Below are 18657 nucleotides of genomic sequence, written 5' to 3'. Positions count from 1 at the left end.
CGGGCGCGCTGTGGCGCCCGTGCCCGTGTCTTGGGCGGATCGGCGACGGCTGCGGGCCGCCGGGAAAGGGGCGCGAAGGGCTCAGGGCGCCTCGAAGCTCAGATGCACCTTGACCGCGCGGGTCCGGTCGCCGGCGGCCTCGAAGGCCGCCTCGGCGTCTTCCAGCGGGAAGCTGGCGCTGATCATCGGGCGCACGTCGATCCGGCCCGAGGAGATCGCCGCGACCGCCTCGGCGAATTCGGGGTGGAAGCGGTGGGTGCCGCGCACCTGGATCTCCTTGCCGACGATCAGGTTCAGCGGCACCGGGGTCTCACCGGCGACGCCGACCTGCACGAAGATGCCGCGCGGGCGGAGCGTCGTGATGGCTTGGGCGATGGCGGGCGCGGCGGCCGAGCATTCGAAGACCACGTCGAACCGGCCCTTGTCGGCGGCATAGGCCTCGAGCGCGGCCGGGTCGCGGGCGATGTTGACGATCCGGCTGGCACCCATCTGCAGCGCGACCTCGAGCGGCACGTCCTGCAGGTCGGTCACCACCACCTCTGCGGCGCCGCCCTCGGTGGCGACGGCGGCGCAGAGCGCGCCGATCGGGCCCGCGCCGGTCACCAGCACCGTCTTGCCGGTCAGGTCGCCCGCGATCCGGCGGGCATGCAGGCAGACGGCCAGCGGCTCGGAACAGGCGGCCTGGCCGAGCGAGATGCCCGGGCCCACCGGCACGCATTGCGCGGCGCCGATGGCGATGCGGTCGCGGAACAGCCCCTGTTCATGCGGGACGCGCATCGCCGAGCCGCGGAAGCGCATCTCGAGGCAGTGATTGAACATGCCCTGCTGGCAATAGAGGCAGGTGCCGCAGGGCTGCGACGGGTTCAGCGCCACCATCTGGCCCTCGGTCAGCCCGCTCACCCCGGCGCCGAGCGCGATCACCGTGCCCGCCGCCTCGTGGCCCAGCACGATCGGTTCGCGCACCCGGACCGGGCCGAAGCCGCCATCATGGTAGTAATGCAGGTCCGACCCGCAGATGCCGCCTGCGCCCACCGCGACCAGCACCTCGCCGGGGGCGGGACCGTTCAGCGGCAGGGTCTCGATGCGGATGTCATGGGGGGCGTGGAGGCGGCAGACGCGGGTGTCCATTGAAGGCTCCTATGGGATCAGGACGGAAGGCAGCCAGGTCGCGATGGCGGGCACGTAGGAGACGAGCAGCAGCACCGCGATATTGGTTGCGAGGAAAGGCAGGACGGCGATCACCACCTGTGTCAGCGGTTGCCGGGCGATGCCCGCGCAGACGAAGAGGCAGACGCCCACCGGCGGCGTGGTCAGCCCGATCATCAGGTTCAGGACCGCGAAGGTGGCGAAATGCAGCGGCTCGATGCCGACCGCCTGGGCCAGCGACAGCAGCGGCACGAACAGGATGATGAGGGCGGCGATGGTCTCCATGAACATGCCGACGAAAAGCAGCAGCAGGTTGATGATGAGGATCACGAGGAACTTGTTGTCGGTGATCGACAGCACGCCCTGGGCGATGGCCTGCGGGATGCGCTCCGACACCAGGATCCAGCCGAAGACATTGGCAAAGCCCACCAGCGCAAGGATGCCCGCCGAAGAGACGGCGCTGTCGATGATCACCTTCGGCACCCGCCGGAACGGCAGGTCGCGATAGATGAAGCAGCCCACGAAGACGGCATAGACGCTGGCGACGATGGCGGTTTCGGTCGGTGTCGAGAGGCCCGAGAGCAGGCCGTAGATGATCAGGAAGGTCATGGCGAGGGCCCAGATCGCGCCGCCGAAGCTGCGCACGACCTCGCCGGCGCCCTGCCAGGGCTGGCGCGGGAAGTTCTTGCGCCGGGCGATGACATAGGCCGTGACCATCATCGCAAATCCCATCAGGATGCCCGGGACGGCCCCCGCCAGGAACATCTTGCCGACCGAGATCCCCGACAGCGCGCCGACGATGATCATCGGCACCGAGGGCGGGATGATCGGGCCGACGGTCGAGGAGGCGGCGGTGACGGCGGCCGAGTAATCGGCCGGATAGCCCGCCTTCTTCATGCCGGGGATCATGACGCCCCCGATCGAGGCGGCATCGGCCACGGCGGTGCCGGTGATGCCGCCGAACAGCATCGAGGCGGCGATATTGGTCAGCCCCAGCCCGCCCCTGATCCAGCCGACAAGGGCATTGGCGAAGCGCACGATCCGGTTGGTGATGCCGCCCTGGTTCATCAGGTTGCCGGCCAGGATGAAGCCGGGGATCGACAGCAGCACGAAGACATCCATGCCGGCATACATCTTCTGCGGCATGACCACCGGCGGAATGCCCGCCAGCAGCAGATAGCCCAGCGATGACAGGCCAAGCGTCACCGCGACCGGAAGGCCGATGACGAGGCCGCCGACGAACAGGCCGAAAAGAACCCAGACTTCCATCAGATATCCTCGGCCTTCTCGGGGGTGCCATCCTCGGTGCCGGTCAGCATTCCCAGCACGCGCAGCGCCGCGAACAGCACCAGCAGCGCCAGCATCAGGAACACGGTGACATGGACATAGCTCATCTTCAGCCCCAGCGCGGGCGAGCTCTGCATCCGGCCGATGCTGACGAAGCGCCAGGCATGGGGCAGCAGGTAAAGCGCCATCCCGCCGGTCGCGAGCGCCGACAGCAGCCGCAGCCGCCAGGGCCATCGCCCGGGCAGGGCCTCGCAGACGATGTCGACATTGACCATGTCGCCGCTGCGCAGCGACAGCCCGGCGCCGAAGGCGATCAGGAACAGCAGGGCGAAGCGGGTCAGTTCCTCGGTCCAGACCGGAGAATTCCCCAAGCTGCGGCCGATCACCTGAAGCAGCACAGCGCCGATCAGGACCGCGAAGGACAGGCCCGCGCCGATGCGGGCGAGGGCGGTGACGGTCGCTATGAAGCGTTCGGTCTTTGGCATGGGACCTCTTGGGCGCTTGAACACTCGGGTTCCGGGGCTCTTGGGGTTCGGGTCCCGGCCGGCCCCATCGCGGGGGGCCGGCCGGTCCTACTCGTTACGGACTGTCACTCGTCAAACAACGCGTGCCGGCTCATTCGGCGAAGATCTGCTCCACCACGGGCCGGATATCGGCGTCGACATTGGCCAGGACCGCGTCCTTGGCCTTTGCCGCGAAGGCGGCATTGTCGACCTCGACGAAGGTCATGCCATGCTCTTCGAGCCAGGCGCGGTCATCGGCGAGGCTCTGTTCGAACAGCTCGCGCTCATAGGCCTGGGCGCGGCTGGCGGCTTCCATCACCGCGGCCTGATCCTCGGGCGAGAGCTTGGCCCAGGTCAGTTCGGAGATGGTCAGGTAGATCCAGGAGCGCACATGGTCGGTGAGGTTGACGTAGTCCTGGACCTCGTTGAAATTGGCCGAGCGGATCAGCGCCAGCGGATTTTCCTGCCCGTCGATGGTGCCGTTCTGCAGCGAGGTGAAGACCTCGGAGAAGGCCATCGGCGTCGGCTGGGCGCCGAGCGATTTCCAGACATCGACGAAGAGCGGCACGTTCGGCACCCGCATCTTCAGCCCGTCCAGATCGTCGGGGCTCTCGATCGGGCGGTTCGAGGTCAGCTCGCGCGCGCCGCGGGCGAAATAGGTGATCGGACGGATCTGGGCGCGCTCGACGATCTGGGCCTCGATCTGCTGGCCGATCTCGCCCGAGGCGACCGCATCCATGTGCTCGATCGACTTGTAGGCATAGGGCAGGGCCAGAAGGGCCGCCATCGGCGCCCAGTTCTGCAGGCTCTCGCCGGTGATCGTCATGTCGACGGTGCCAAGCTGCATGCCGTTGATCAGGTCGATCTCCTTGCCGAGGCTTTCATTCGGATAGACCTCGACCGCGATCCGCCCGTCGGTCAGCGCCGACAGCTCTTCGCCGAATTTCAGCGAGGCCTTGTGCCAGGGATTGTCCTCGTTGGCGAGGTGGCCGAGCTTGAGCGTGATCTCCTGCGCCAGCGTCGGCGTGGCGGCCAGCCCCGCGATCAGCGCGGCCGCAGCCAGCCCGGGCAGTTTCCATGCGGATGTCATATCGGGTCTCCTCCTGTGGTCTCGTTATCGGTATCGGTATCGGTATCGGCCCACGCGCCATCGAAGAAGCCGGGATTGTCGGCCATGATCGTGGGCAGGTCATTCAGGATTTCGCGCAGATGCGCCCGCGTCGCGGCATCGGCGGCGGAGACATCGCCCTTGGCGATGCCCTCGACGATGGCCTCGTGCTGGGCGATCAGCTTGTCGACCGGAAACCGCCCCAGCGCCAGGAAGCGGACCCGGTCCATCTGCGATTTCAGCCCTTCCATCAGCGTCCAGGCCCCGGACTTGCCCGCCGCCTCGGCCAGCGTCCGGTGAAACTGCTCGTCGAGCTGGATGAAATCGCGCGGCGCGGTTCCGGCCACGGCGCGCTGACGCTCGATCTGCGCCCGCAGCCGGGCGATCAGCGCGGCATCGGCGGGGCGGCGGGCCAGCAGCCGGACGATATCGGCCTCGATCGCCTCGCGCACGAAACGGGCGTCGAGAACGGTGGAAAAGGCGATGGTGGTGACGATGGTGCCGCGTTGCGGACGGATCGACAGCAGCCCCTGTTCCGAAAGCTTGATGAAGGCCTCGCGCACCGGCTGGCGGCTGACCTCGCAGCTGCGCGCGATCTCGGCCTCGGACAGCCGGTCGCCCGGCCTGAGCACATTCCGGATGATCCGGTCGCGCAGGAAATGATGCAACTGAGGCGTGATCGGCCGGCTCGGATCGAGCACGCAGCGCATGTCCCTGTCGATGTGCTGATCCATGATTCGCCTCCCTCACCTCCAGAGCTACCATACTGCCATACTAGTCAGCAATCGTTCCGGCTGCTACACGTGGCCGCGAATGCGACTCGGAAAGGCAATGCAATGCGGCAGACATGGCGGTGGTTCGGCCCCAGGGACCTGGTTTCGATCGATGACGTTCGGCAGGCGGGGGCCGAGGGCATCGTCTCGGCGCTGCATCACGTGCCGACCGGCGCGGTCTGGACCCCCGAGGAGATCGCCCGCCGCAAGGCCGAGATCGGCACCATGGCGGATGGGACGGCTTCGGGCCTGACCTGGGACGTGGTGGAAAGCCTGCCCGTGTCCGAGGACATCAAGAAGCAGACGGGCGACTGGCGCGCGCATATCGAGGCCTATCGCGACAGCATGCGCAACCTCGCCGCTGCCGGGATCGAGGTGATCTGCTACAATTTCATGCCCGTGCTCGACTGGACCCGGACCGATCTGGCCTGGAAACAGCCCTCGGGCGCGACCTGCATGCGCTTCGATCTGACCGATTTCGTGGCCTTCGATCTCTTCATCCTGGGCCGTCCCGGCGCTGCCGAGGCCTATGACGACGCTCTGCGCGAGGCCGCACGGGCCCGGTTCGCCGAGATGCCCGAGGCGGCGCGCGACGCGCTGGCGCGCAATGTTGTGTTCGGTCTGCCGGGCGCGGCCGAGCGCTTCACGCTTGAGGATGTGCGCGCGCATCTGGCCGAATATGCGGACATGTCCGAGGCCACGCTGCGCGGCCATCTGGTCGATTTCCTGTCCGAGATCGTGCCGCTGGCCGAAGAGCTGGGCCTGCGCTTCTGCTGTCATCCCGACGATCCGCCGGTGCCGCTGCTGGGGCTGCCGCGGATCATGTCGACCGAGGCCCATTACGCCGAGGTGCTGGCGGCGGTCGACAGCCCGGCCAATGGCGTGACGCTCTGCTCGGGCTCGCTCGGGGCGCGGTCCGACAACGACCTGCCCGGGATGATGGAGCGGCTTGGCGACAAGGTGCATTTCCTGCATCTGCGCAATGTCACGCGCGAGACCGGTGCCACCTTCGGCTCGTTCCACGAGGCCGAGCATCTGGGCGGCGATACCGACATGGTGGCGCTGGTCGAGGCCGCGCTTCGCGAGGAGGCCCGGCGCCGTGCCGCGGGCCGGGCCGACTGGTCGATCCCGTTCCGGCCCGATCACGGCCAGGACATCCTCGACGATCTGGGCCGCCACGCCCAGCCCGGCTATCCGGCCATCGGGCGGCTGAAGGGGCTGGCCGAACTGCGCGGCATCATCGCGGCGCTCGGCCCCCGGATCGGCTGACGGACCTCCCGGCCCGGATTGCCAGACCGGCCCTTCTCGGGCAGTCCTGACGCTGGGGAAGGGGCCGCATGCGGCCGCCGGCCCCAGGCCGGGACGTGCACCGCCATGGGCGAAGGGGGCAGCGATGGCGCGGGAGGAGAAGACGGGGCCGGGCCATGTGCCGCGGCCCCGGATGCCCGACATGAGCCGCCCGCCGCCTCCGACGCCGCGGGCGGGCAAATCTTCGATGGCGCGCGATGCGGCGGCTGCGGGGCCGCTCGGGCTTGGCGCCGATGTCTCGGCCTTTCTCGATACGGGCGTGCCCGGCCAGCTTCATCGCGAGGCGATGCGGCGGCACTGGCATTCCGACCCGATGCTGGCAAGCCTCGGTGCCTGCGATCCCGATAAGGACAAGCCCTGACCCGGAGGCCCCGGCGCGGCCCCGAAGCGCCGGGCTGGAAAGGCCGGTTCGGGGCGGCTAGGCTCGGCCGATCAGGGGAGGGTGGCATGGTCTTCTCATTGGGGCTGGATCTGGGCACGACCGGGCTCCGGGCGCTTTTGCTCGATGACGAGGGACAACCGGCCGGATCGGCCGAGCGGCCCTGCGCGGTCGCGCATCCGCATCCGGGCTGGTCCGAGCAGGACCCGGCCGACTGGATCGCCGCGCTCGAGGGCGCCATGGCCGAACTGGCCGACCGTTTCCCGGAGGCGCTGGCCAGGGTGCGCGGCATCGCGGTGTCGGGCCAGATGCATGGCGCGACGCTGCTCGATGCCGGGCTTGCCCCGATCCGTCCCTGCATCCTCTGGAACGACACCCGCAGCCATGCCGAGGCGGCGCGGCTCGACGCGCTGCCGGGGATGCGCGAGATTTCGGGCAATATCGTCTTTCCGGGCTTCACCGCGCCCAAGCTCGACTGGGTCCGCCGCCACGAGCCCGAGGCCTTCGCCCGCATCGCGAAGGTGCTGCTGCCCGCGGGCTTTCTCAACCTCTATCTGACGGGCCGGGCAGTTGCGGACATGTCCGACAGCGCCGGAACCTCGTGGTTCGATACCGGCCGTCGCGATTGGTCGGATGCGTTGCTGGAGGCCGGGCATATGCGGCGCGACCAGATGCCCGAGCTGGTCGAGGGCTCGGCCCCGGCGGGGAGGCTGCGGCCCGAGCTGGCGGCGCGCTGGGGCATCGCGCCCGGCGCCGTGGTGGCGGGGGGTGCGGGCGACAATGCCGCTGCCGCCTGCGGCACCGGCGCGCTGGCCGAGGGGCAGGGGTTCGTCTCGCTCGGGACCTCGGGGGTGTTGCTGGCGGCGCGGGACGGTTACCGGCCCGAAGCGGGCAAGGCGCTGCACACCTTCTGTCATGCGGTGCCGGGGCGGTGGTATCAGATGGGCGTTATGCTGTCGGCGACCGACAGTCTCAACTGGTTGTCGCGGATCACCGGCCAGGGCCCGGCCGAACTGACCGCCGCGCTTGGCGAGACCTTGCGGCCGCCCGGGCGGGTGCGGTTCCTGCCCTATCTCTCGGGCGAGCGGACGCCCCATAACGATGCCGCGATCCGCGCGGCCTTCACCGGGCTCGGGGCCGAGACCGGTCGCGACGATCTTGTCCGGGCGGTGCTGGAGGGCGTCGCCTTCGGGCTGCGCGACAGTGCCGAGGCGCTGCGGGGGGCGGGGGCCGCACCCGCGCAGCTGCTGGCGATCGGCGGCGGCGCGCGCTCGCGGCTCTGGCTGCGGATGATCGCGACGGTGCTGGGCGTGCCGCTCGAGGTGCCCGAGGGCAGCGAGCTTGGCGCGGCGCTGGGCGCGGCGCGGCTGGGGCGGGTGGCCGCGACCGGCGCGCCGCCCGAGACGGTGATGACCCCGCCCGTCATCGCCGCGACCATCGCCCCCGACGAGACCCTGGCCCCTGCCTTCGACGAGGCCTACCGGCAGTTCCGGGCCGCCTATCCGGGGCTTCGGGCAATTCAGTAAGCCGGAGCAATCCCCAAGGTGCGTGCCGCTCGGACCCCGCGCAGACATCCGGCGGGGACGGGGGCAGAGACCGGAACAAGGCTGCAAAGGAACCGTCTCGTCCGCGCCAGCCCGGTGTGAGCAATGGGCGTTCGCGACTAGGGGGAAGGATGCAGGGTCATGTGCCGACAAGGCGATGCCGGTCCTGTCGCCTGGCCGCCGGTTTAAGAAACGCGGATCCCGGACACGGGCGGAGAGAGCTGCTTCGTGCCGGGAGCGGTGGGGGCATGCCCGGGAAAGGCAGCCCGGCGGAGGCAGCCGGGCGGTGTCGAGCGGCCCGGGCCGCGGCCGGGGATGAACGGCTATGCCGCGGTCGGGCAGGCGCCGCCGGTCCGATTCTGCCCTTGTCAACACGGATCTGTCTTCGCGACCGGTTGTCGCCGGGCGGGGGCTCAGCGGTCGAGAATGGCGGCTTCGGCTGCGGCCAGAAGATCGGCGCTCGAGATCGGCTTGCCGAGGACGGCGGCGAATTCGCGTCTGCTATGGCCCTCGCCATGTGTGCGCCAGTCGGTATGGGCGGTCATCAGCAGAACCGGAAGATCCGGGACATGGGCATGCACCTCCCGTGCCAGCCGCGCGCCGCTCATGCTCGGCATCGCGTAATCCGTGACCAGCAGATCCCAGTGCCGGGGATCCTCGCTCACCGCCTCCAGCGCGTCCTCGGCCATGGTGCAACTGGCGACCTCGGCCCCCGCATTCTCGAGAATGGCCGAGATCACCCGCAGCACGTCGGGATTGTCGTCGGTCACCAGGACCATATGGCCGTCGAGCCGTCCGCTCAGCGGTCGGGACCGGCGCCGGGAGCCGTCCGGTGCCGCAGGCGCGGCGTTCCTGTCCGAGTCGAGCGGCCAGAACACCGAGAACCGCGCACCCGAGGTGCCGTCACTGGTCAGGGCGATGGCGCCGCCATTCTTGCCGACGATGCTCGGCAGGATGGCCAGCCCGCTTCCGCAATCGACCGCGCTTGGGCTGAAAAGGCGCGGGGCGAAGACCCGGCTGCGGGCATCGGTGTCGAGGCCGGGGCCGTCATCCTCGACCTCGAGCAGGCAATAGGCGCGGGCCGGGTCAAGGCTGCCGAATGCGAGTGGCGGCTTCAGCTCGGCGTCGCTGGCGATGCAAAGCGCGATCCGGATCCGGCCGCGTCCGGTCGGGTACTCTTCGGACAGGATCGAGTCGCGGGCGTTGGTCAGCAGGTTCAGCGCGACCTGCATCATGTCGGTCTGGACCGCGTCGACCATTACCGGCCGGGCGGGCAGGTCGAGCTGCAGCTCGACCGCGCCGCTGCCATCGGCCAGCAGCAGATCGACCGCCGCGCGCACCGGCCCGCGCATGTCGACCCTCTCCCGCAACGGGGGGCGCATGCCGAAATCAGACAGCCGCCTGAGCAGCCCGCTGGCCTGCCCGACCGCAAGCTGGATGCGCTGGACATTGGGTCCGACGATGCCGCTGTCCGCGATCAGGCTGGCTGAGCCCGAGATCGCGGCCAGAAGGTTGTTGAAATCATGCGTGAGCCCGATCGAGAGATGTCCGATCAGCTCGCGCTGGCGCGCCACCTGCAGGTCGTCGCGAAGCCGAGCGAGTTCCCGGTTTGCGCGCACCCGTTCTGAGAGATCGCGCGCGATGCACAGGATGCCGCCGGCATGGCGCCGGGTCAGCGAAAGCTCATGCAGCACCCGGCTGCCATCGGGCCGCCGGTACCAGACCTCGCCGCGCCAGTTGCCCCGGGCGTCGAGCGCGGGCAGCGCCGTTCCGGTCATCAGCTCGGGCGTCTCGCCATCGTAAAGCTCGGTCCAGGTCCGCTCGCGGCATCCCTCCGTGGCGTCGAGCCCGAACATGTCGCGATGGGCGGGGTTCATGTACAGGAAATGACCGTCCGGTCCGGCGATGGCGATCGCGTCGCGCGAGAGGTCCATTGCCGCCAGACGGTCGGCCTGGGCGCGTTGTGCGAGCTGCTTGAGTTCGGTGATGTCGCTGCGCAGCCCGACATAGCCGCCATCGGGGGTGCGGCGCTCGATCACCCGCAGCCAGCGCCCGTCGGCCAGGTGCTGCTCGCTTTCGTCATAGGGGCGCCGGTGGCGGGCCAGCCGTTCGGCCAGCATCGCCTCGCCATTCCGCGAGTCGCTCGGATACTCGCCATGTGCGAGCCCGTAGCGCAGGATGGCCTCGAAGGTCTGGCCGAGCTCGATCGCGGGGGCGCTGTGCGGGTAAAACTGGCGGTAGCGGTCGTTGAAGAGGATCAGCCGATCCTGGCTGTCGAAGAAGGCGAAGGCGTCGGGTAATGTCTCGATGGCCTGCACCACCCGCTCTTCGGCCTCGCGCGCCCTTCGCGCGATCTGCGCCAGGCGGTCCTTGTCGCGGCGGCGTTCGGTGATGTCGGACAGGATCCACATCCAGCCGTCGCAGAGCGGCGTCACCGCGACATCGAACCAGACCTTGGTGCCGCCATGGTCGAGAAACGCGGCTTCACCGGCGAATCCGTTGTCTGCCTCAAGCTGCTCGCAGACCTGATCGAGGCGCGTTGCATCGGACCAGACCGCCCCGAAGGCCTGCCGCGGCGACAGCCCGGCCAGCCTGTCCGCCGGGCGTCCGATGTGCTCTTCCGTCGCGCGGTTGGCCCAGGTCAGGCGGTGCGAGCTGTCGGTCAGGAACACCTCCCTGGTCATGTGCTCGACAACCCGGCCGAGCCGGTCGCGCTCGCGGCGCTGCGCGATTTCCTGGGTCACGTCCCTGATGAGCAGCACATAGCCGGGGGAGCCCTGCGCGCGGGCGGGTGCATGCGTCGCGGCCGAGAGGGTGTAGATTTTCTGTCCGGCGGCCGGCACCGGGGGGTGGACCAGTTCCGGGAGGGCCGCAAAGCCCGCGGCGTCGGCCCGGTCGAGAAGCGCATGGATCGCCTCGGCGGTGGCCGGGGGCAGGCAGTCCTCGGGCCGGAAGCCGAGCAGGCCTTCGATGCGGCCACGGACCGACCTGCGGCTATGCGAATGGATATGGGTGTAGCGCCGTGTGGCATCGAGCTCGATCACGGTGTCGGGCAAAAGGTCGAACACCGCCCGCATCCGGTTGCGTTCGCCTTCGAGAAGGGCGCGTTCCGCTTCGGCCAGACGGCGTGCTTCCTGTTCGCGCACCAGCAGTCCGACCGCGTCGGTCAGGCAGGAAAGCGCCGCGATGTCGCGACGGGCGAAGGGGCGCTGCCCGGCTGCGCGGTCGATGCAGAGCACCCCGCCGAGCTCTGCGCCGTTGCGGAAGGGCAGGATCAGCCTGGCGCCTATCCCGAGCCGCCCGAGCGCCGCCTTGTCCTCGAGCGCGACCGGCCGCATGGAGGTGAAGGTCTCGATCCGCCTGGCGAGAAAGGCCGCCATCTCGGCATCGGCCGGTATCTGCGCCGGGCCGGCCTGCGTATCGGGCGGTTTCCAGATCAGGACGGGCCGGACCGTTCTTTTGCGGTACTGCCATAACACGCAGCGCGAGGCGCCGAATTGGGTGCCGATCGAGGCGATGATGCCGGCCGCGGCGGTATGGCCACCTTCCGCCGCGGCCGGCATCGCGCTATCGCACAGCCCGAAGGCTGCGTTGAGGGACGTCTCGGGGGGCGCGGCGGGTCTGGTCTGGGCTCTGGCCATGCGGGCATCGGGGCTGCCCGGTAGAGCATGGACCAATGCCCTGCCGGTGTGTTCGAGAAACGGGATCTGGGTGTCGGTGAAGACGCCCGGCCTCGGGTCGAGGCAGAGCAGCGCGATGTCGCAGGGGCCCGACGGGCAGGGCCGGACCAGCAGCAGGCTGGACATGCCGGGCAGCAGGGCGGCCATCTCGGTCAGTCCGGGGTTCTTTTTCAGGTCGTCCTGGCGCCATGCCCCAAGCAGGCCCCATTCGGCGGGAAAGCTCCGCCCCTCGAGGCCGACCGGAGCTGCGGCGGTCACACGTAACCGGCCGTTGGCAGCCGGATCGGGGCAAACCAATGCCACTTGGCCGCAGCCGAGAACGGCCGCGACGCCTTCCAGGAACGCGCGTTCGGGCAGGGCTTCGGGGCCAGTCTGGGCCTGATCTTCGGGTGTCGGTTTCATTGCGGACCGTGGAAACGGTCGGCCCGCTCTAAAGGCATGTCGGCCTTTGTTGCGGGACAGGGTCTATAGGGGCATGAATGCGCGGATGCACCGGGTGAGATGGACGCGGACGGTGCGAATCTGTTCATCAAGAAAATCTAGACCTGCTACCGCGGGGCACGCAAGGTGCCTGTCCGAACAGTTGGCCCCCGACTGTGCGCGACCTTCCTCGGCCGGGTTCGTGTGATCGAGGCCCACAGGGTTGGGATCGGCGGTCAGATCCGAGCGCCGGGAGTTGCAGGCCCGCTCGTGCCGGCGATCCGCTTTGGGCGCTTGAGCATCCGGATGCCCAGAATGTAGGTCAGTGCGAAGAGCAGCGCGTAGAAGCCCAGTGCCCGTGCCGCCGCGCCAGGCGCGTTCCACAGCACGACCCCGGTCAGGACCGGCGCCGAGGCCAGCACCCAGATCACTACGCTGGTCGCCGGGTTCGAGACAAAGCGCCGTTGCCGCCCGAGCCAGAGGATTTCCAGAGCGCGCATCGTGAACTGGTGGAAATGCAGCCGGTCCGGCTGATCGGTGCGCCGTCCCGCCAATGTGCGGCGCAGCATCGCGAGGAATGTGTCTGCCACCGGCCAGAAGAAGATCAGCAGCATCGCCCAGGCCGAGGCCTCTTCGACCCGGTCGAGCAGCAGGATCGACATCCAGGCCAGCAGGAAGCCGGTCACATAGGCGCCGCTGTCGCCGAGGAAGATCGCGCCGAAGGGAAAGTTGAAGACCAGAAACCCGAGCAGCGCGGCTGCGATGAGAAAGGCGGCCTGGGCAAGATCGGCCTGGCCCGCGTGCAGAGCGACCAGCCCCAGGCCCATGGCGGTCAGGCTGCCGATGCCGGAGGCCAGCCCGTTCATTCCGTCGATCAGGTTGAAGGCGTTGACGATGCCGACGACGGCGAAGCTTGTGAACAGGATGGCGACCGGTGCGAACCGCAGCAGCGCATCGGCAGCCGCGAGATCGACCCGCTCGATCCAGAGCCAGAGCAGGGCGGTTGCAAGCAGGCTCGAGGCCGCGGCCGCGGCCAGACGCCGCAGCGGCGTCATCGGATGTCCAATATCCTCGAGCAGTCCGACTACGAACAGAGGAAGCGCAGCGGCGATCAACGCGGCATAGGCCGGCAGGATGTCACCGGGCAGGGTGGCCGCCCCTGCGGCAAGCGCGAGGTAGACTGCGATGCCACCGCTGCGCTGGGTCGGACGGCGATGTGAGGCCTGCACGGCGGCGATATCATCGCGACGGGCGGGTGAGAGCGCGCGCGGTCGGGTGAGCAGCAGCGCGGCGCAGCAGAACGCGGATAGCAGGAATACTAGGAACATGAACAGGATTGCTTTGGGGGGAACAGACTTGGGAAAGGATACCGGAGAAGCACAGCGCGTTTTGGTCCTGCCGGGAACCTGGGCAAAGGAGAGTGGGGGGCGCAAATGGCCCTCTCTTGGAACAAAATTGCTGCAATGCCGACGCTCGGGCGTTTGGATGAGGTGGCGACACTACTGATTGTCTTTATGTGATCCGAAAGGTACGGTATCCGTCATCGGGTGATCCGTTTGGCGGATATATTTCCGGCTAACTGCATCAAAAGGGCATGTGCTGATTGTTTCTCATAGCTAATGGGTAGTATGAGATACCAACGCGCCATCCGGACTGCCGGCCGGGTCGGTGACCGCGCAGGTGTCTGCCTCTAAGGTACGGGTATACCTACCTTGACGGGCCAATTGCCCGCGGAGTTGTCCCGATCTGTCGTTTGGAGCCCGAAGCCGCATTCCGACCTTTCGAAAGCGTCCATGTGATTCGTCCGATGTTCAGAGTCCGTCTCGAAAGGAAAACCGCTGCTGCCGCTCCCGAGCGTCCGAGCGGGGTCGCTCCGGGCGCCGAGATGCGCCCTCATCTGCGCCGATATAGCGAGTGTATGAGCCAGATCCCTGACCACGCCTCCGATCCCGCGGTGCAGGATATGCTCGACGAGGCGCGTGAACTGGTGGATGCCCTGCGGATCTATGTGCTGTTAGACCAGCTCCCCGATGTCGTCTCCGCGGCGCCAGACAAGACAGCACAAGGCAAAGCAGCACAGTGCAAGGCGGAAGCAGGCGGGATCTGGGTCGATACCGACCGGATCGATCGCCCTCCGATCCGGGTGCTGCCGACATGCGAGGCTGCGCGGCTTCTGTCGCTGCCGATCCCGGAGCCCGCTGGCGGTGCCGATCTGGGGTTTCTGATTCTCGAGACCAGACCCTTGGGCCGGATGCTGTCCTCCGACGAGTTGCGATGTCTGCACCGGCTCGCGCGGCGCTTGGGCGAGATCCTGAATGCCCGCCGTCCGCGTCTTGCCGCCGGGGCCGCGCCGGGCGCCGAGTGCCGGGGGGCGCTGCTGCATGGACTAGGGACGGCGCCCCGCAAGGACGGGGGGGCGGCGGGTGGAGACGGCCGGACCCGCAGTCCGGGGCCTGCCGGGGGCGACGCTCCGCCGGGGGCGGAGCGGCATGCTCAGATGACCGAGAAGTTCGTCCATGACATGGCCAATCTCGTTGCCGTGATCGACGGTTCCGCGCGGATGCTGAGCGAGGAATTCGGCGGCTCCGCGCATCTGCATCGTATTCTGGAGGCCAACCGCCAGATTCTGGCGATCATGGAGACGCTTCGCGCGGCGGGCCGCAAGGAGCTCCGGCATCGCTGGGTCGATCTGGGCTGTCTGCTCCGCGCTGCCACCGATTTGGTGCAGGCGGAATGGCCCGAGGGGATATGCCTCGATCTCGATCTGCCCGGGCATGAGGCGCTGGCGCTGGCCGACCCGGTGCAGGTCTCGCGGATCGTGCTGAACCTTCTGTGCAACGCACGCGACGCGGTGGCGCGGAAGACGCCGGGGCGGGCGCCGGAGGGCCGGGTTCGGCTGAGCCTGCGACGCCAGTGTGACCGGCCGGGCGCCGAGGACCGCGCCTGGTACGAATTCTGCATCGTCGATGACGGTATCGGCATGGATGCCGATACCCGGCGCAACATGTTTCTTCCGCATTTCACCCGCAAGGGCGGGGCCGGTAGCGGGCTCGGTATCGCGTTTCTCGATTGTCAGATCCGCGAGCTGGGCGGCCGGATTTCGGTCGAGACCGCGCCCGGCCAGGGCACCACTATTCGCATTTTGTGGCCGGAAGTATTCCCATGATAGAGCTTGTATTGCAGTCGGATGCCGGTGCGGTTTTTGTCTTCCTGATTTTGAGAAAAGCTCTCGATCCCTGATTTGTAATGGCTCGAATTTGTAATGATCCTATATTTTCGGAGCAAAATGCGCGGCCCTCGTGAGGGCCGGGGTGGTCCGCCACAGTGATCAGACGGGCCGGGTGGCCATCAGGCGGACCATCCGGATGCGCCCGGGCCTATCCGAATTGATAGTCTCCTATGGGTGGACGGCTGTCGAGGCGTCCGAAAGTGGCACAAGATCTGTTAGAAGGGCTCAAAAGGAGGGGGTCTCGAGGGAGCCGGAAATTGACTCCCCCGAGATAAATGTCAAGTCCAATGCCGGAGTACGTTGGGGGTAACAGCTAATCCCGGCAGTCTTCGTGGGTGGCGAAGATGGTCTCAACAGTTGTAGGGATACCCTGTCATTCACCGGATCGCAAACCCCCAGAGACCGAAAACGGGTCGCGAACGGGCGGGCATTAGTGGCGCTTGATATCCGATCGGGTGTCTGTGAGTGCAGGAGGCTAAATCAAGGAATTCAAATTGATTTCTTTTTTGTTCTAGATAATTAATTCCCGTGTTCGAGGAATTTAATTGGGGCTCATGGTGTCAGCTATCGCCGATGGCGGCAAGTGGTGGGCGATGGCATTCGTCATCTGGGTTTGTGTCGGAGTATTAAAGATGAAACGGTTTGCCTTGGAACGGACGGAATGCGGCGCCGAGCGGGTCGGGATGTCGGAACGAGGCAGGCGCCCCGGTCCCATCTTTTCCATGATGGTCGTTTGCGTTCCCGCCGGATGGCTGACGCTGATCTCTGCGCTTCTGCTGGAGCACTCGTTGCTGGCGGCGGTGGCCGCGATGATCGCGGCGATGTGGGGGCTCTTCGTTCTCGCGCTGGCGGTCTTCCTGCTGGCTGACGCGCTTGAGATTCGCGGTGGCGGCCGACGGGAAGGCGATGCCGTGCTGGAGTGAGCGGCAGGCCCGTCCGGTCGGATGCGGCGCAGGTGCGTCCGGTCCTGGCCTGCGTGTTCAGGGGGTACCGCGTTCCGCTGATCGATATCGGCCTGCGCCCCGGTCTGCGGCTGGTCTGGCTGCAGCGCTTTCCCGAAGGCCGGAGCGGGTTGATCGCCTGGCTCCGCTGTGCCGGGCTCGACGTGGTGACAGTGCCCGGGCTCGACCCCGCGCAGGAGGAGATCGAGGGCAGCGGCCGCTATCTGGCTGCTGTGATCGTCAGCGCGGAGGATTTCGCCGGTTTGCCGCTGGCCGAGGGCCTGGCGGCATTGCGCCGGAGCGCTCCCGAATTCCATCTGATCGTGCAGATTGGCCCTGCAGCTCCTCAGGCCGCGACTTTGGGCGCGCTGGCCGACGGGCTTCTGGCCGAGCCCGCGGGCCCGGCCGATCTGGAAATTGCGCTTCGCCGTCTCGCCGCCCGCGGCTGAGGGCGCTGCTGTCCGGGACGTCTTGCTCCCGGGCGCCGGTCTGGCGCGCGGCATCTGGATGCCGGGCGAGGGTGTTCCCCGCCCGGATCAGATCGTCGGGCGTGTCGAAGTAAAGCGCCGCATTCTCGGTTGTCTCGCGATTGAAGATGCAGCCATGGGCCAGCACCGGCACGCCGAATTGCATCATCTCGACGGGTGCCGGATTGGTGTCTCCGGCGGAATGTCCATGCGCTTATAGCGCGGTACGGTCGCGGATCGCGCGCAGCCGCGCGGGGTCGTAGACCGGATCTAGGGATGGGCGCCGTAGCGGGCCTTCAGCTCCCGGCCATAAGCGCTGGCATCCCAGTTGCCGACGAAGACCAGCGGCGCGCTCAGCCGCGACCAGGCCTCCAGCACCAGGGCGACGTTGTTTTCGGGCTCGATCCGGCAGAGCGCCAGCGCATAGCTCTGGGGCAGGGCCTTGGCTCCGACCGGGCCGGGGGCCGTGGCGCGGGCATGATCGCCGCCATAGGGAATGGTGTGACAGGCCAGGCCGTAGCGTGTGGCGACATGGCGGGCGATGGCGGCATTGTCGGCGATCACCTCGTCCGAGAACCGCACCGCCGCCCATTCCGAGGCGCGCAGCACGGCCCGCGCCAGCCGCCCCCATTTCGCGCGCTGCCATTCGATGCCGTCGATATTGGTCACGATCCGGGCCCGGCCGAAGCAGCGCACCAGTGGCAGCGCCAGCGCCCCCGACACGCCCAGGAGCAGCAGCCGGTCATGGCCGCAGAGCACCGCGTCGACAAGCGAGACGGCGTCGTAAAGCATGCTTTGCGCGCCATTGGCCCGCAGCGGCAGATAGCACAGCCGGGCCCCGCGATAGCGCGCGGGCCGCGAGGCGAAGGCGCTGGCGGCGCAATAGACCGTCAGGTCGGGCGGGGCTCATGACGCTTTTCCCGATGATGTGGGGCAGGGTGGGCGGTGTCGGGCCAGCGCGGCCTCGGTCGCCTGGAAAGGGGCGCGCAGCCAGTCCGGCAGCGGCGTCGGCGCGAGTTCGGCGCAGGTCCAGGCCCAGGTTTCAGCCAGCCCCTCGCAAAGCGCGATCTCGGGCTGCCAGCCGATGGCCTGCCGCGCCGCCGCGATGTCGAGCACCACGCGGGGGATGTCGATGTTGCGGCCGGGCCGGATCTCGGGCGTGACCTCGAGCGTCGAGACCTCGCCGATCAGATCGAGGATCTCGCGGATCGAGCGGCCTTCGCCCGCGCCCGCATTGAAGGTGCCGCTTGCGCCGGTCTCGGCCGCGGCGACGCAAAGCCGGGCCAGGTCGCGGACATGGATGAAGTCGCGCACGATGCTGCCATCGCCCCAGAGCTGCATCGGCTCGCCGCGGGCAAGCCGCCCCATGAAGGTACCGATCACGCCCTGCACCCCGCCATGGCCCTGACGCGGCCCATAGGGCTTCGAGGGCCGCAGGATCACGGCCTGCAGCTCGTGCAGCCGCGCTTCCATGCGGATGAACTGCTCGATCGCGACCTTGACGATGCCATAGGAGGAAATCGGCTCGAGCGGATGGGCCTCGGGCACCGGCAGATGCTGCGGTACGCCATAGACGGTGCCGCCCGAGGACAGATAGAGCAGCCGCCGCGGTGGGCGTCGACATCGAAGGGGTTGCGCAGGAAGTCGATATCGATCCGGTCCGGGTCCCAGAACGCCTCGGTCTGGGCCGCCATGAAGCGGCTGGCGAAGAGGAAGATCGAGACATTGCGGCGCCAGAGATCGAGCCGGTCATGGATATAGGCCTCGATCATGCTGGCGGCGCTGACCGCGAGAGAGCCGTGACAGCAGCGGTTGACCAGCGCGCGGTGAAAGCGCCCGCCCCGGCATTCGGTGCAGACCCGGCCATGGTGG

The 18657-nt window shown here is 68.1% G+C and carries 15 protein-coding genes; 6 read left to right on the top strand and 9 right to left on the bottom strand.

The genetic code is table 11. From position 1 onward, the window contains the following. Nucleotides 1–81: 81 nt before the first annotated feature. The 5 genes from A6W98_RS14795 to A6W98_RS14775 all read right to left on the bottom strand — a co-directional run bounded on the left by A6W98_RS14795 (nt 82) and on the right by A6W98_RS14775 (nt 4778). Complete coding sequence (locus tag A6W98_RS14795) at nt 82–1128, bottom strand: L-idonate 5-dehydrogenase (protein WP_042462647.1); 1047 nt, start codon at nt 1126–1128, stop codon at nt 82–84. A gap of 9 nt (nt 1129–1137) precedes the next feature. Next, the gene (locus A6W98_RS14790) at nt 1138–2415 is read right to left on the bottom strand and encodes a TRAP transporter large permease (protein WP_042462646.1); all 1278 of its coding nucleotides are present in this window, start codon (nt 2413–2415) and stop codon (nt 1138–1140) included. Then, the gene (locus A6W98_RS14785) at nt 2415–2918 is read right to left on the bottom strand and encodes a TRAP transporter small permease (RefSeq protein ID WP_042462643.1); all 504 of its coding nucleotides are present in this window, start codon (nt 2916–2918) and stop codon (nt 2415–2417) included. Before A6W98_RS14785 ends, A6W98_RS14790 begins: the two co-directional genes overlap by 1 nt. 130 nt (nt 2919–3048) lie before the next feature. After that, nucleotides 3049–4026, bottom strand: a complete 978-nt coding sequence (locus tag A6W98_RS14780; RefSeq protein WP_042462641.1) for a TRAP transporter substrate-binding protein — start codon at nt 4024–4026, stop codon at nt 3049–3051. Next, on the bottom strand, nt 4023–4778 hold the full coding sequence (locus A6W98_RS14775; RefSeq protein WP_042462639.1) for a GntR family transcriptional regulator: 756 nt from the start codon (nt 4776–4778) through the stop codon (nt 4023–4025). The genes A6W98_RS14780 and A6W98_RS14775 overlap by 4 nt, the downstream gene beginning before the upstream one ends. A 102-nt stretch (nt 4779–4880) precedes the next feature. Here A6W98_RS14775 and uxuA point away from each other — a divergent pair, with 102 nt between their 5' ends. The 3 genes from uxuA to xylB all read left to right on the top strand — a co-directional run bounded on the left by uxuA (nt 4881) and on the right by xylB (nt 8030). Continuing rightward, the gene (gene uxuA, locus A6W98_RS14770; protein ID WP_042462636.1) at nt 4881–6086 is read left to right on the top strand and encodes a mannonate dehydratase; all 1206 of its coding nucleotides are present in this window, start codon (nt 4881–4883) and stop codon (nt 6084–6086) included. Nucleotides 6087–6210: 124 nt separating this feature from the next. Continuing rightward, nucleotides 6211–6486, top strand: coding sequence for a DUF3306 domain-containing protein (locus A6W98_RS14765; RefSeq protein ID WP_042462634.1), 276 nt, complete (start codon nt 6211–6213; stop codon nt 6484–6486). Between the two features lie 86 nt (nt 6487–6572). After that, a complete protein-coding gene (xylB, locus tag A6W98_RS14760) occupies nt 6573–8030 on the top strand; it encodes a xylulokinase (protein ID WP_042462632.1) in 1458 nt (485 codons plus the stop codon). A 431-nt stretch (nt 8031–8461) separates the two neighbouring features. Here the strand turns inward: xylB and A6W98_RS14755 are convergent, their stop codons facing one another. After that, on the bottom strand, nt 8462–12130 hold the full coding sequence (locus A6W98_RS14755; protein ID WP_081251957.1) for a PAS domain-containing protein: 3669 nt from the start codon (nt 12128–12130) through the stop codon (nt 8462–8464). A gap of 254 nt (nt 12131–12384) precedes the next feature. Then, on the bottom strand, nt 12385–13476 hold the full coding sequence (locus A6W98_RS14750) for an MraY family glycosyltransferase (protein ID WP_081251956.1): 1092 nt from the start codon (nt 13474–13476) through the stop codon (nt 12385–12387). A 590-nt stretch (nt 13477–14066) separates the two neighbouring features. On the opposite strand from A6W98_RS14750, the gene A6W98_RS14745 reads away from it, so the two are divergent. The 3 genes from A6W98_RS14745 (at nt 14067) to A6W98_RS21705 (ending at nt 16767) form a co-directional block, all read left to right on the top strand. Then, nucleotides 14067–15314, top strand: a complete 1248-nt coding sequence (locus A6W98_RS14745) for an ATP-binding protein (RefSeq protein WP_063490938.1) — start codon at nt 14067–14069, stop codon at nt 15312–15314. Nucleotides 15315–15922: 608 nt separating this feature from the next. Then, nucleotides 15923–16300, top strand: a complete 378-nt coding sequence (locus A6W98_RS14740) for a hypothetical protein (protein WP_042462628.1) — start codon at nt 15923–15925, stop codon at nt 16298–16300. Further along, on the top strand, nt 16297–16767 hold the full coding sequence (locus A6W98_RS21705) for a hypothetical protein (RefSeq protein WP_052678080.1): 471 nt from the start codon (nt 16297–16299) through the stop codon (nt 16765–16767). The genes A6W98_RS14740 and A6W98_RS21705 overlap by 4 nt, the downstream gene beginning before the upstream one ends. Before the next feature lie 288 nt (nt 16768–17055). On the opposite strand, the gene A6W98_RS21700 is transcribed toward A6W98_RS21705, so the two are convergent. After that, on the bottom strand, nt 17056–17577 hold the full coding sequence (locus tag A6W98_RS21700; protein WP_052678079.1) for a DUF1972 domain-containing protein: 522 nt from the start codon (nt 17575–17577) through the stop codon (nt 17056–17058). 114 nt (nt 17578–17691) lie between these two features. After that, nucleotides 17692–18378: an NAD-dependent epimerase/dehydratase family protein gene (locus A6W98_RS14725; protein WP_231098452.1), complete on the bottom strand. Its 687-nt coding sequence runs from the start codon at nt 18376–18378 to the stop codon at nt 17692–17694. Nucleotides 18379–18657 lie beyond the last annotated feature (279 nt).

The organism is Rhodovulum sulfidophilum DSM 1374, assembly GCF_001633165.1.
In the GTDB taxonomy this organism is placed as follows: domain Bacteria; phylum Pseudomonadota; class Alphaproteobacteria; order Rhodobacterales; family Rhodobacteraceae; genus Rhodovulum; species Rhodovulum sulfidophilum.
This window is presented reverse-complemented; position numbering and strand designations above follow the sequence as displayed.

Excerpts from the sequence above, each read along its gene's own strand:
- A6W98_RS21700 (WP_052678079.1), bottom strand. The coding sequence starts at position 17,577 with ATGCTTTACGACGCCGTCTCGCTTGTCGACGCGGTGCTCTGCGGCCAT.
- A6W98_RS14765 (WP_042462634.1), top strand. The coding sequence starts at position 6,211 with ATGGCGCGGGAGGAGAAGACGGGGCCGGGCCATGTGCCGCGGCCCCGG.
- A6W98_RS14775 (WP_042462639.1), bottom strand. The coding sequence starts at position 4,778 with ATGGATCAGCACATCGACAGGGACATGCGCTGCGTGCTCGATCCGAGC.
- A6W98_RS14755 (WP_081251957.1), bottom strand. The coding sequence starts at position 12,130 with ATGAAACCGACACCCGAAGATCAGGCCCAGACTGGCCCCGAAGCCCTG.
- xylB (WP_042462632.1), top strand. The coding sequence starts at position 6,573 with ATGGTCTTCTCATTGGGGCTGGATCTGGGCACGACCGGGCTCCGGGCG.
- A6W98_RS14790 (WP_042462646.1), bottom strand. The coding sequence starts at position 2,415 with ATGGAAGTCTGGGTTCTTTTCGGCCTGTTCGTCGGCGGCCTCGTCATC.
- A6W98_RS14750 (WP_081251956.1), bottom strand. The coding sequence starts at position 13,476 with ATGTTCCTAGTATTCCTGCTATCCGCGTTCTGCTGCGCCGCGCTGCTG.
- A6W98_RS14795 (WP_042462647.1), bottom strand. The coding sequence starts at position 1,128 with ATGGACACCCGCGTCTGCCGCCTCCACGCCCCCCATGACATCCGCATC.
- A6W98_RS14780 (WP_042462641.1), bottom strand. The coding sequence starts at position 4,026 with ATGACATCCGCATGGAAACTGCCCGGGCTGGCTGCGGCCGCGCTGATC.
- uxuA (WP_042462636.1), top strand. The coding sequence starts at position 4,881 with ATGCGGCAGACATGGCGGTGGTTCGGCCCCAGGGACCTGGTTTCGATC.
- A6W98_RS14785 (WP_042462643.1), bottom strand. The coding sequence starts at position 2,918 with ATGCCAAAGACCGAACGCTTCATAGCGACCGTCACCGCCCTCGCCCGC.
- A6W98_RS14745 (WP_063490938.1), top strand. The coding sequence starts at position 14,067 with ATGAGCCAGATCCCTGACCACGCCTCCGATCCCGCGGTGCAGGATATG.